This is a genomic window from Pseudodesulfovibrio sediminis, assembly GCF_020886695.1.
GTDB classification, from domain to species: Bacteria; Desulfobacterota; Desulfovibrionia; order Desulfovibrionales; family Desulfovibrionaceae; genus Pseudodesulfovibrio; species Pseudodesulfovibrio sediminis.
Genome location: NZ_AP024485.1, coordinates 476,899 through 490,368, shown reverse-complemented (window position 1 = coordinate 490,368; position 13,470 = coordinate 476,899). Strand labels below are relative to the sequence as shown.

At 49.8% G+C, this 13,470-nt stretch carries 11 protein-coding genes; 4 read left to right on the top strand and 7 right to left on the bottom strand.

Going from position 1 to position 13,470, the window contains the following annotated elements; all coding sequences use genetic code 11:
• From SRBAKS_RS02380 to cbiB, 4 genes are read left to right on the top strand one after another with little or no spacing between them, the layout of a single operon-like run.
• A complete protein-coding gene (locus SRBAKS_RS02380; RefSeq protein ID WP_229593236.1) occupies nt 1-2,295 on the top strand; it encodes an endonuclease MutS2 in 2,295 nt (764 codons plus the stop codon).
• 16 nt (nt 2,296-2,311) lie between these two features.
• The gene (dnaG, locus tag SRBAKS_RS02375; protein ID WP_229593234.1) at nt 2,312-4,060 is read left to right on the top strand and encodes a DNA primase; all 1,749 of its coding nucleotides are present in this window, start codon (nt 2,312-2,314) and stop codon (nt 4,058-4,060) included.
• Complete coding sequence (rpoD, locus tag SRBAKS_RS02370) at nt 4,047-5,789, top strand: RNA polymerase sigma factor RpoD (RefSeq protein WP_229593232.1); 1,743 nt, start codon at nt 4,047-4,049, stop codon at nt 5,787-5,789. Before dnaG ends, rpoD begins: the two co-directional genes overlap by 14 nt.
• Nucleotides 5,790-5,839: 50 nt before the next feature.
• Nucleotides 5,840-6,787, top strand: coding sequence for an adenosylcobinamide-phosphate synthase CbiB (gene cbiB / locus SRBAKS_RS02365; RefSeq protein WP_229593230.1), 948 nt, complete (start codon nt 5,840-5,842; stop codon nt 6,785-6,787).
• On the opposite strand, the gene SRBAKS_RS02360 is transcribed toward cbiB, so the two are convergent.
• The 7 genes from SRBAKS_RS02360 to fliM form a co-directional block, all read right to left on the bottom strand.
• Nucleotides 6,788-7,945, bottom strand: coding sequence for a sensor histidine kinase (locus SRBAKS_RS02360; protein ID WP_229593228.1), 1,158 nt, complete (start codon nt 7,943-7,945; stop codon nt 6,788-6,790).
• 122 nt (nt 7,946-8,067) lie between these two features.
• Entirely contained in the window at nt 8,068-8,868 is an 801-nt protein-coding gene (gene proC, locus SRBAKS_RS02355; protein WP_229593226.1) for a pyrroline-5-carboxylate reductase, read from the bottom strand.
• Entirely contained in the window at nt 8,868-9,290 is a 423-nt protein-coding gene (gene ndk, locus SRBAKS_RS02350; protein WP_229593224.1) for a nucleoside-diphosphate kinase, read from the bottom strand. The genes proC and ndk overlap by 1 nt, the downstream gene beginning before the upstream one ends.
• An 81-nt stretch (nt 9,291-9,371) precedes the next feature.
• The gene (locus tag SRBAKS_RS02345) at nt 9,372-10,166 is read right to left on the bottom strand and encodes an ABC transporter ATP-binding protein (RefSeq protein ID WP_229593222.1); all 795 of its coding nucleotides are present in this window, start codon (nt 10,164-10,166) and stop codon (nt 9,372-9,374) included.
• Nucleotides 10,163-11,062, bottom strand: a complete 900-nt coding sequence (locus tag SRBAKS_RS02340; RefSeq protein ID WP_229593220.1) for an ABC transporter permease — start codon at nt 11,060-11,062, stop codon at nt 10,163-10,165. Before SRBAKS_RS02340 ends, SRBAKS_RS02345 begins: the two co-directional genes overlap by 4 nt.
• 125 nt (nt 11,063-11,187) lie before the next feature.
• Nucleotides 11,188-12,138 (bottom strand): ABC transporter substrate-binding protein, encoded by a 951-nt coding sequence (locus SRBAKS_RS02335; protein ID WP_229593217.1) that lies wholly within the window; start codon nt 12,136-12,138, stop codon nt 11,188-11,190.
• 137 nt (nt 12,139-12,275) lie between these two features.
• Nucleotides 12,276-13,253: a flagellar motor switch protein FliM gene (gene fliM / locus SRBAKS_RS02330; protein WP_229593215.1), complete on the bottom strand. Its 978-nt coding sequence runs from the start codon at nt 13,251-13,253 to the stop codon at nt 12,276-12,278.
• Nucleotides 13,254-13,470 lie beyond the last annotated feature (217 nt).

Below are 13,470 nucleotides of genomic sequence, written 5' to 3'. Positions count from 1 at the left end.
ATGGAGTCCAGAACTTTCCATGTATTGGAGTTTCCCAAGATCCTTGGGGCATTATCCGGTTTCGCCATATCCGAACCCGGGGCTCAGTCGTGCCTGGAGATCAGCCCGTTTAAATCATGTGAAGACGTGCGGAACGCGTCCGTTCTGTTTGAACAGGCAGCCCAGTGGGTAGGGGAGTCCGGCTTCAAGTTGACGCCATTCCCCGAGATGGGAGGCATCTTTCCCCATCTGGACAGTGATCAGGCGGTCCTGGATCAGGATGCGCTTTTTGCCTTACGTATCATTCTTGATATAGCCAAAAACGCCAGGGAGTCCCTTGAACGTTTTCAGGATCGGGAATGGGATACGCTTCACACGACTCTTTTCAACTATGCATGGCCCCAAAAGACTATTTCCGGCATTGTCCGTTGCCTGGATGCGGAAGGGCAAATACGAGATGAAAGCTCGCCCGACCTATTGGCTGTCAGGCAGGAAATTCGTTCCATTCATCAACGTTGCACCAAGCGGGTCAAAGACTTCATTTTGCAGGAGAACATGGCCCAGGCCATGCAGGATGAATACATGACGGTTTCGTCAGACCGTTATGTGCTGCCCATCAAGGCAAACTACAAGAACAAAACCAAAGGCATCATCCACGACTATTCACAGACGGGTGAGACCTGCTATTTCGAACCAATTTTTCTTGTTGAGACGAACAACAAGCTTCAGGAACTCAAGCGTGAAGAGCGCGCTGAAGAGTACAAGGTGCTGCAATATCTGACCGATCTCGTTCGTACAGAACGGGAAGAGGTTGCTGGAGCATATCAGGCGCTTGTTGTTATGGATGTTCTCATGGCCAAGGTGCAACTGGCCAATCAGTACGACGGTCGCACTATAGAAGTAGTGGAAGAAGGGGCGCCCAACCTGCTCAAGGCTCGGCACCCTCTGTTGGCCCTGGCAGAAGAATCTGTTCAGGCTCTTAGCATAGGATTGTTGGATGGCCAGAAGGCCATGATTGTCAGCGGAGGCAACGCTGGTGGTAAGACGGTCTGTCTCAAGACCGTGGGCCTCATTGGATTGATGGCCTTTTCCGGTCTGCCTGTGCCTGTGGCCGAGGGCAGTCGACTGCCGTTCTGGACTGAAATATTTGTTATCATGGGTGATGAGCAATCCCTTGAAGAAAATGTGTCCACATTCACGGCGCAGATTCAATATCTGCAACGCGTATGGGAGCATGTTGACAGCCGTTCTCTGTTCATTCTCGACGAATTTGGCGCTGGCACCGATCCTACGCAGGGCGCCGCGTTAGCTCAGGCCGTGATTGATTCATTGGTTGAACGGCAGGCTACAACCTTTACGGCAACCCATTTCCCGGCGCTGAAGGCGTATGCAATGGCCACCGAAGCCGTTCGTGCTGCCAGCGTGCTGTTTGATCCGAGTACAAAGAAGCCGTTGTTCAAGCTCGCCTACGACCAGGTGGGAGCATCCATCGCACTGGATGTGGCAAAAGAGCATGGACTCCCTCAAGAAATTCTCACTCGTGCCGAAAAGTATTTATTGCTGGATGGTTCCGATACATCCTCTGTCCTCGACAGACTCAATGCAATGGCCGTGAAACGCGAAGACGAACTGGATGCCATTGAAAGGGAACGGGGAAAGATTGAGCAGAAGCGCGCCAAACTGGAAGAAAAATTTGAGAAGGAGCGGACCAAACTTCTCAAGGATATTCAGACACGCACTCAGGACCTGGTCAAACAGTGGCAGGCTGACAAAATCAGTCGAAAAGAGGCCCGTAAAAAATTGTCTCAGGTTCGTATGAAAGTTGAAGATATGGGAGCATCACAAGAAAAAGTTGCCTCCTTTGCCTTCAATGATATTGTCCCGAACATGAAAGTGTCGTATCTGGCATGGAACAAGATCGGTACCGTGCTTGAAGTCAACACCAAGAAAAAGCAGGCCAAAGTCGATATCGGCGGTGTAGCCATGTGGGTCAAGGCGGAACATCTCGGTCCGGCTGGTAAGACAAGGAAGGCGCCCTTCAAAAACGCAAAACCAGTGTCTTCGCCAAACGATCTTGTGGTAGAAGTCGACCTTCGGGGAAACAGGGCGGATATGGCTATTGCCGAACTTGAGCGGGCCATGGATAGCGCTTTGCGCAAGGGTGCTGGCAAGTTGGAGATCGTTCATGGTCGCGGTACTGGGGCATTGCGACGTGAAGTCCATAATTTTCTTAAATACTATCCGGCGGTTGAGACGTTTTCCCTGGCACCCGAAGATCGGGGTGGGGATGGCATGACTGAAGTGAAATTGAAGTAATCGACGGAGACGCTTGGTGGACAGAAGTGGTGTCGAGGCTGTCAAGGCCCGAATCAATATCTCGGACATAGTGCGCCGTTATGTAGACCTGAAACCCGTTTCAGGCCGATTTATGGGGGCGTGTCCATTCCATCAGGAAACCAAACCTTCCATGTCCGTCAATGATGACGAAGGATTTTTCTATTGCTTTGGGTGTCAGGCCTCAGGTGATGTCATTGATTTTTATGGACGTATCAATGGGCTGGATTTTCGGGAGGCTCTTGAGCAGTTGGCTGCCGAGGCCGGGATCGAGCTCTCACATGTCCCCCATGACCCGCATGCAGCTGAACGGAAAGCCCGTACACAGATGCTCATTGCCATGCATGAGGAAGCCAGCCAGTGGTTTCAGCGGAATTTGCGTGTAGCCTCTGGAGATTTTTGTCGAAAATATTTGACTGATCGTGGTATGACACAGGACGTCATGGACAAATTCCAGTTGGGGTATAGTCCTGACGATTGGCATGGTTTGGACAATTTTTTGAAATCAAAAGGGCGAAATCCTGATCAAGGGGTCGAAGCCGGACTTTTGTCAAAAAACGAAAAAGGTAATATTTACGATAGATTCCGTGGAAGATTGATTTTTCCCATTCAGAATTTATCAGGGAAGGTTATTGCTTTTGGCGGTAGAATTATTACAGATGGAGAACCCAAGTATCTGAACAGTTCGGATACTCCCATCTACAAGAAGGGCGACCACTTGTATGGGTTGAATCTGGCACGGTCCACTATGACTCGAACAAAACGAGCCATTCTGACCGAAGGATACATGGATGTGATATCGCTGCATCAATTCGGCTACACTGACGCCTGTGGTGTTTTGGGAACTGCCCTGACATCTGAACAGGTTAAAAGGTTGGCTGGATTTGTGTCGCGTATTGATCTTGTTTTTGATGGCGATGGAGCCGGCCATAAGGCCGCCATGAAATCCAGCAGAATGATCCTGTTGCAGGGTGTGGCTTGCAAAGTGGTCATCATGCCGGATGGGGAAGATGTGGATAGTCTGCTTCAGGTTCAGGGAGCGGATGGATTCGAGGCTTGCATGAATGAGGCCCCGGATGGTTTGGCGTATTGCATGAATACTTTGCGCACGGCTTTCGCGCCAAGGGAAATCATGGCTTGGGCCAAAAGTTTTTTGTCGGATTTGGCCGATGCATCCTTGAGGGCATATTACCTGCCCCGGTTGGCTGCAGGGCTCGGGTTATCAGAGGCTGACTTCAGGCGTGATGCCGGTGTAAGCGCACCGCCACGCAACACACAACAGCAGCCTCGACAGACTCAGGCTCCTCAGCAGGCACCGGTAATGGGTGTAGGCAAGGATGATAAGGACGATCGGTACTTTTTACAGTTTCCGATCCAGTATCCGGATTATGTGCCGGAACTATCCAAAAGAGGATTTGATCGTATTCTTCGCACTGATTGGGCGAAGGCATTGTGGGAGAAGCTGGTCAATGCGCAACCAGGCCAGATAGCAGATCTGTTGGGTGGCCAGGAAAAAAGCTTCTACATCAGATGCCGCGAAGAAATGCGGGCAAACATTTTGTCCGGTCGGGAGTTGTTGAACGAATGGCAGCATATTTGTAACAAAATCTCGTCTGGTAAAGATGAAATGAACAGACGTCAGCTCACTGAGGCCATACGTCAGGCGCAGGAAACAGGCGACACCAAGCGGGCACTTGAACTCTTGGCCTTGAAGGAATCTCGCAGGAGGGATGATGAGCAACATTAAAGAAATTCAACAGATAAAAACCCTTATTGCCGAAGGTAAGAAAAAGGGATTTCTCACATATGAAGAATTGAGCAAAGCTCTTCCATCCGACTATAATTCGCCGGAACAACTGGAAGAGATTCACGCCATTTTCGACCAGATGGACATTGCCATCGTGGATTCCGAAGATAGCGGCAAAAAACTCAATCCTGAAAAGGAACTGGAGTTGGATGAAAAGGAGGAAGATTCCACGGAATATGCCTCTCGCTCCACAGACCCGGTACGCATGTATTTGCGTGAGATGGGCGCTGTGCCGCTTCTGGACCGGGAAGGTGAGGTCGTCATAGCCAAGAAGATTGAAAATGGCGAAATGGACGTTCTTTACTCTCTGGTTGAAGTTCCCGTGGCTATCGAAGAGCTCATTGATGTGGGGCATGACCTCGATGAAGGATATATCAAGCTCAAGGACGTGGTCAAAACCATTGAAGAAGATGATCCTTCCGAAGATGAAATGAACCAGCGCCAGCGCGTCATCCATCTGCTCGGTGAGGTGAGAGACCTCTACGATAAGAAGAGAAAACTGTATGGCAAGCTTGACTACTGTGCGTGCCTGGACAAGCGCGTCTACAGTGTCCAGAAGGAAATCCTTGATTTCAAGGAAGAGGTTGTCACGCGTCTTCGCGACATCAAGCTGGAAAAGACACTGATTGATCGTATTATCGAGACAGTTAATGACTATGTGCGCCAGATGCACAACTGCCAGCGCGACTTGTCAGCATATATCCTCTCTGTGGGACAAACCAAGACTGAGATAGAAGAACTGTTCAAACAGGTTGACGATCGCGAGATCAACCCCGTTGTGGCTGCCGACACACTTGGCATGACCGTGGAGGAATTCTTCTCCTTCAAGGAAATGCTCGCAGGTAAGCTGGAGATCATGAATCGTCTTCAGGACAAGTGCTGTCACTCTGTCCACGACCTCGAAGAGGTGCTGTGGCGCATCAAGTCCGGCAACAGCACGGCCATGCGGGCAAAGCAGGAGCTCATTCGTGCCAATCTGCGTCTGGTTGTGTCGATTGCCAAGAAGTACACCAACCGAGGCTTGCAATTCCTGGATCTCATTCAGGAAGGCAACATCGGCTTGATGAAAGCTGTCGATAAATTCGAATACCAGCGTGGATATAAATTCTCCACGTACGCCACATGGTGGATTCGTCAGGCCATCACCCGTGCCATCGCGGACCAGGCCAGGACGATCCGTATCCCTGTGCACATGATCGAGACCATCAACAAGCTTATCCGGACCTCTCGGTATCTCGTACAGGAACTGGGTCGTGATCCTTCTCCCGAAGAGATTGCGGAGCGTATGGATTATCCGCTTGAAAAGGTCAAAAAGGTTCTCAAGATCGCCAAAGAGCCTATCTCTCTTGAGACGCCAATCGGTGACGAGGAAGATTCCAGCCTTGGCGATTTCATTGAAGACAAGAAGGCCACTGCGCCTGCTGAAGAGGTGGTCTCCACCAAACTCGGTGAGCAGATTGCCTCAGTCCTGTCTGACCTGACTCCACGTGAGGAGCAGGTACTCAGGAAGCGCTTCGGCATTGGTGAAAAGTCCGACCACACTCTGGAAGAGGTCGGTAAGCTTTTCAACGTCACTCGTGAGCGTATCAGACAGATTGAGGCCAAGGCCCTCAGGAAGCTGCGTCACCCGGTTCGGAGCGCACTGCTTAGGTCATACTTCGAAAATTAAAAACCAATCGGGTCGAGGAGTTCTGCTTCTCGACCCTTTTTTTATTGAATATGGAAATATACTACGCGTTCATCATTCCGGTTTTGGCCATTGTTATCGACCGTGTATTCGGCGATCCCCATTCTTTGCCTCATCCTGTTCGGCTTATTGGCAAAGGGTTAGATATGTTTGAAAAAGCCGCGCGCGATATTGATATAAACCTGCGTCCGACAGGGTGGGGAGCAATTTTTCTCTTTTCAGGACTAGCCTGGGTTGTCACGAAATCGCTCGCGTCCATCCCTTATGTCGGCGTCATCATCGTCCTATACCTTGCCTATGCAGGGCTGGCACTGGGCAGTCTGCTCAATGAATCCAACAAGGTCGCCAATTTACTGGATGAAGGGAACCTTGAAGAGGCTCGGCAAAAGCTTGGCCTGTTGGTGAGCAGGGATACAGAAGCGCTCGATGAGAATGGTCTCCGTAGGACTCTGGCTGAGACCCTCAGTGAAAATTTCAATGATGGCTTTGTAGCACCGCTTTTCTATCTTCTTCTGTGCGGCGTTGGTGGTCTCTGGGTCTACAAAACCGTCAGCACCATGGATTCAATGTGGGGCTATAAGACGGAAAAATACAAGGACCTGGGAGAAGGGGCGGCAAGGGTGGATGATGTTCTTGCCTACATACCCGCCAGAATAACCGCCTGTCTGATGATCCTCGTGGGTAAAATTCGAGGACTGAATTTCAAGGATGCGTGGTCGAATTTTGTTTTTGACGCCAGGAAGATGGAAAGCCCTAACGCAGGGTGGCCCATGGCGGCAGCCGCATGGTTGGTGGGAGCGCAGATGGGCGGCAGTACCGTTTATTTCGGCAAGATCAAGGAAAAGCCCATACTCGGTTTGAAAGGCGTTGAGTGGTCAAAAGAAAAGGTCCAGCTATTGTTGGGGCTGTGCCGTTGGACAGGCTTTCTGACCGCCTGTATTCTTATTCCACTTCTTGGTTTGTTGCGATTAGTGTTTTAATTATTCGACAATAATTGCATCCGGGAGGAGGATATGAAATGTACTGCCTTCTCCGATATTGGATTCAGCCCATATCCGCCCATTATAATGCTTGATGATCTGTTGGCAGATGGGAAGACCGAGTCCTGTTCCCTGGCGCTTTTCACCCAGAGTATCACCGCTTCTTACTATGTAGAATTTGTCGAATATATCACTCAAGTTCTCTTGAGGAATCCCCTGGCCCTGATCCGTAATAGAAAGGAGTACGCCTTCTTCATGAGATGACATGCGTACGCTCAATTCTCCTTCTTCCGAAAATTTTACCGCATTGCTGATAATGTTTATGAGCACCTGGGTAAACAGATCTGCATCAAGGCGTACGACAGGAGCATCCTGTGGTATGTCGATGCAAACATACACTTTTGCATTGTTGACGAACATCCCCGCCAATGAGTTGAGCGCTGATTCTACTGCATCTTTCAGACATATATCTGTGTCTAACCATTCCATCTGGCCTGATTCAATTTTGGCCAAATCCAGAACATTGTTGATTAAACGGGTGAGTCTGCAACACTCGTTACTGACGATATTCAGGTTCTCGGCCATCCTTTTCTTGATCTTGTCTATATTTTGCCCATCAATGGATTGAGGAAGATTGGCCACTCCTTTACTGATCAATTTGGTAAATCCGAATATGGAGGTCAGTGGTGTTCGCAGCTCGTGGGATACCAACGACAAGAAATTGGATTTCTTTTGATCTGATTGTTCTGCCTTGATTCTGCCGTCGATCTCTTCTTGCAGTTGATTGTTTATGGAAATAAGCCGAGTTCTTTCATGTTCAAGGTGATCATTTTTTGCCTGCAGAAGCCGAAACATCCTTTTTTGGATGACGACACTCATATGAACGAAGATCGCACCGAACAAAAAAATGATCGAAACAAAAAGGGCGCTTAATGTGTGAACTTTCGTCATGAAAAGATATAAAACACCAAGATACCCTAAAAGGAAAAATGCCATGAAAAGATGATGGATTCTGATGAAATGTCGTGTCTTATCATCTTGAGTGCTTGTATATCTGTCTGTTTCCTTAATGTTCTGTTGATAGCTGAGAATATTGGCGAGCATGATGAGCGCACCTAAAAAGATAAGTCCGCTTGCTGTAATAAGTGATGTGTCCATGCCTAACTCCCGCTTCAAATTTGTATCAAAACCCAGCCCAATTTCTGACCTATAAAGTCGGGAATAACAATGGCATTATAACATAAAAAAAGGGCTTCATAAGAAGCCCTTTTTAAATGAATTTACTCTCCGAGTTCGATACTTCGCATATATGATTCGAACACGCCGTCGATAATGTCACCTCTGACCGCCTGACGGTCAAAATGCATTAACGCACGAATAGTCGTTCCTCCAGGAGAGGTGACCATTTCCCGCAGTTCAGAAACGGAGTAATCGGACTCGCTGGCCAGTTTGGCAGAACCGAGGAAAAGTCCTTTGACCATTTCGGCTGCCTGTGGCCGGGTAAGACCGAGTGCAACGCCGGATTCTATCATGGCTTCCATGAAATAGAAGACATAGGCAGGCCCGGAGCCGATCACGCCTGTAAAGGCATCAAAGAGCTTTTCGGGCAGAATGTGAGACTGGCCAATGGATTCAAAAACCTCGGGTACAAACACTTTCATGTCATCCGTAAGCTTTTTGTCATCCAGACAGATGGCGGCAACACCTTCGGCCACAAGGGCTGGGGTGTTGGGCATGACTCTGACTACAGGGCACTTGCCCTCGGTCCAGTCTTCATATTTTGCCTGTGTGATACCGGCGCAGATGGAGATGAAGCACGTGGAGCTTTTCAGCTCTGTTGTGACTTCCTTGACCACGGGTTCGGCGTGCTGGGGTTTAACTGCCAGCACAATATAGTCGCATGCCTTGACCAGATCCACGGCTGTGTCATGCGACACCAGACCATAATCCTTGCCCAGTTTGGCAAGGCTTTCCTTGTCCAGGTCAAAACCATGCAACTGGATGTCGTCACGAGAAGCCAGCCCCTTGATGATGGCTGAGCCCATGTTGCCAACGCCTATGAACCCGAGTTTTTTAGTCATTATCCCACCAGCTCGTTGTCGTTGAAGAAGTAGGCTACCTCGGTCTTGGCAGTGTCAGGACCGTCAGAACCGTGGCAGGAGTTGTTTTGGATATCCTGGCCATAAGCGGCGCGAATGGTGCCCTCGGCAGCTTCGGCAGGGTTGGTGGCACCCATGAGAGCGCGGTACTTTTCAATGGCGCTCTCGCCTTCGAGGCAGGAAACCACAACCGGACCGGAAATCATGTAGTCCACGAGCTCGCCAAAGAAAGGACGTTCGCTGTGAACAGCGTAGAAGCCTTCGGCTTTTGCACGATCCATGTGGATCATTTTCATGCCTTTGATCTTCAGACCGGAATCGGTGATCATTTTCAGGATTTCAGCAATGAGACCGCGCTCGACTGCGTCGGGCTTGATGATGGAAAAGGTTTTTTCGATAGCCATATGAGCCTCCATTAATTGTTGTTCATATACACATTGACATGGATTTGCCAATCCATGCCATAAGGCCAGCCCCCGCGGGCCTTAACTCAATAACATACGGTCAGAGACTCCCTCACCGCCACGCAACTCGGAGAACCGATTGAGGAGATCTTCGACCTTGAGATTTTGTTTTTCTTCGCCACTGATATCCATGACAACCTGACCGCGGTGGAACATGATAAGCCTGTTCCCCATGCTGATGGCCTGATTCATGTTGTGTGTCACCATCATGGTGGTCAGATTCTGCGAGCTGACGATTTCTTCGGTCAAGTCCAGAACCATGGCTGCTGTCTTCGGGTCCAGGGCGGCCGTATGCTCGTCAAGCAGGAGCAGGCGAGGACGAACTAGCGTCGCCATAAGCATGGTCAATGCCTGTCTCTGTCCGCCAGAGAGGAGCCCTGTGTGCGTTTTGAGGCGATCTTCCAGCCCAAGCCCCAATACTGCCAGCTTCTCTTTGAAGAATTCACGGTCCTTGGCCTTGATACCCAAACGCAAACTGCGAGACATACCGCGTTTGTTGGCCATGGCAAGGTTCTGTTCGATGGTGGCTCCGGCACAGGTTCCAAGCAACGGATCCTGAAACACGCGACCAATCATGCCGGCACGCTTATGTTCCGGCCACTTGGTAATGTCTGTGTTCTCAAGAACAATCTTGCCGGAGTCCGTGTAGAATGATCCGGCAAGCGCATTCAGAAAAGTGGACTTTCCTGCACCGTTTGAGCCGATGATAGTGATGAAATCGCCATCTTGTATTTCCAGGTTGACGCCGTTGAGTGCGGTCACTTCGTTGACGTCACCCTTATTGAATGATTTGGTTACACCTGTAATGGAAATCATGCAGACCTCCCGGCGAGGAATTTTTTCTTCATTTTGGGCATGATCAGAGCAAAGACAACCAAGGTCGCTGTGATCAAATTCAAGTCACTGGGAGTAATGGAAAAAGCACCAAGTTTCAGTCCGAGAGCCAAGGCAATGGCAATACGATACAAAACAGAACCAAGCAGGGCGGCAATAAGCGCTCGACTAATGGTCTTGTCGCCAAACACGGTTTCACCAATGATTACAGAAGCCAGCCCTGCTACGATGGTTCCCACACCCATGTTGACGTCTGCCGCACCCTGATTCTGTGCTACGAGTGCGCCGGATGTCGCCACAAGGGCGTTGGACAAGCCGACGCCGAAGATGATGACATTGTCTGTATTAATCCCCTGACTGGTGATCATCTGCTTGTTGTCCCCGGTAGCCAGAAAAGCAAACCCTTTTTCCGTGTGCAGAAACCATATCAATATGAGAATGACGATAATACTGATAATGCAGAAAAGGAGTGGGGTCGAATATTGTGGAAGCAACCCGGTAAGGTTGTTGAACCAGTCTACCACGGTGTCCTGACCAAGCAGCGCCATATTGGGCCGCCCCATAATGCGCAGGTTGATGGAGTAGAGCGCGATCATGGTCAGGATGGATGCAAGCAAGTGTAATATTTTGAATTTGGTATTGAGTATACCGGTCACCATCCCTGCAATAAATCCGGCGCCGGTTGCCATAAGCACAGCCAGGAAGGGAGAATAGCCGGCGGTGATGGCCACGGCGGATACGGATGCTCCGAGAGGCAGGCTGCCATCAACGGTAAGATCCGGAAAATCAAGCACTCTGAACGTCAGATAAACGCCGATAACCATAAGGCCGTAGGCAAATCCTTGTTCAAGAGCTCCAAATAAAGCGTAACTGGTCATATTCCTTTCCTGATGTATCAAGAAGACATTACATTTCAGCCCGTTGGAAAAAGGGCAAAAAAAGGCGCGTTGTAGACAACGCGCCTTGTATACTTATTAGGGACAATACGCAAATTGAGCAGAGCCTACTCAATAACCTTATCTGCACGGGCGATGATGTCCTCAGGCAAGGTGACACCCATGGCCGCAGCGGCTTTCTTGTTTACATGCAGCTTGAGATCATTGAGAAACTCCACCGGCATGTCGCCGGCTTTCACACCGTCGGCCAGAATTTTTGCAGCCATATCACCTGTTTGCAAGCCCATTCTGTAATAATCGACAGCAACAGCGGCAATGGCGCCCCGAGCAACTGAATCGACATCAGCGACAATCAAAGGCAATTTGTTCTGAGAGCAGACTTTGACTGCGGACTCCACGGCAGAGATAACGGTGTTGTCAGTGGGGATGTAAACAACGTCACAGCGTCCGACCAGGCTTTTCGCCGCCTGATACACTCCGCTGGAGTTGGCGACTGTCGCCTCTTCAACGCCAAGGCCGACAAGAGTGGCCTGTTCTGTAAGCGCATTGACCAGCACCACTGAGTTGGGCTCACCGGCGTTGTAAATGACACCAATGGTTTTCACGGAAGGGACAATTTCTTTGATCAAAGCCACATGTTTGTCCATGGGGCTGAAATCGGACATGCCGGTTACGTTGCCGTTTCCGCTGTTTTTGAGATCTTTGACCAAGCCGGCTGAAACAGGGTCGGTGACACCAGTGAAAACGATGGGGCGATCTTTGATTTTCTGGGCTGCAGCCTGTGCGCCGGGAGTGGCGATAGCCAGGACGAGATCAGGCTCTTCGCCCTTTATCTGACTGATAATCTGCACGTTGGTTGCCGAGTTTCCCTGGGCAATGTGCACGTTGAACGTAGCGTCGATGCCTTTCTCTTTCAATCTGTCGATAACACCGTTTCGTATGGCATCCAGCGCGGGATGTTCTACTATCTGTGTGACAGAGACTGTGTAGTGGTCACCGGCAAAGGATGGTGCCGTAAGCAGCAGGAGCGCTGCCATGGTCAGTAATATCTTTTTCATGAAATGAATCCCTCCTCGAATTAATTGAGAGTGGAAGTTGAACAACAGCAGGGTGCAAAGTCAAGGTGTTTTCAATTCGGAGAACAAAAAAAGGGCCGCGAAATGCGGCCCTTGGAACAATATATAGTGAAGATGTATCAGAATCTGATCTCTTCCTCTTTAACGATCTGAAAGGACTTATTGCCTTTGACGCGGCCAGGTAGGCCACGGAATTTGCGGATCCCCTCAATTTCCGCTTCCAGCAATTCGTCTTCGTCTGTATCCAGCAGAATGATATCCCCTTCCTGCAGATAAAGAAGCTGACGGCCGCTGATGGCGGTCTTTCCCATGCGGACAACAATCTCCACCGGAGTTTCCATGAGCCGTTCCTTGAACCGGTTGATCCAGACATGGTCGACTTCCAGACGTTCCGACTGGAAAGAGGCATGCAGCTTGGAACGGATAGGTTCCATGGTCGCATAGGGCAGACACACGATAAGAGAGCCGATGGCGTTTTCAAGTTCAACCTCGAACGTAACCACGATCACGACATCCGAAGGTGGAACAATGGCGGCGAACTGGGGGTTGACCTCTGTGCGCACCATCTCGACATGCACTTCATGGACCGGTTTCCAGGATTCTTCCATGTTTGCCAGAGCGATCTTGACCACGCGCTCGACAATGGCCTGTTCGATCGGCGTGAAGTCACGACCTTCAACTTTGGGCTGGGAGCCAGCTCCGCCAAAAAAGTTTTCAACCAATGCGAAGACCAGGCGGGAGTCAACAACCAGCAATGCGTTGCCGCGTAGCGGATCCATTTTGAAAATGGATATGGAGGTGGGCACCGGCAGCGAGCGCATGAAGTCTCCAAACTTTGACATGTCGATGGAGATGGGGTTGATGTCCACACGTTTGCGCATGGTGTTGGCCAAGGCATTTGTGCACAAACGAGCGAAACGATCGTTGACGATCTCAAGGACGGGCATACGACCGCGAATGATCCTGTCCTGGTTGGCCAGGTCAAAAGCGACAACGCCGGTATCATCCTCCGGTATCTCAGTCTCTGTTTCGACATCCCCGCCGGAAAGTCCCCGGAGCAGGGCATCTACTTCATCTTGTTCGAGGATTTTGCTCATTTCAAAAAAGCCTCATTCTTGCCGATTGTTCGGCCCGTTTGTCATCGGTTTTCGCCAATAAATTGAATATCGGGTAGATATTAAGCAAAAAATGGACCGTATGGCTCATCTTCTTATCGTCAACTCTGCATATTTGCTTAAATTGATTTTTACACTCAGGAACAATTCAAAGCAATAAAAAGGCGCCAAATATCCGCATTTATTCATAACATTATTT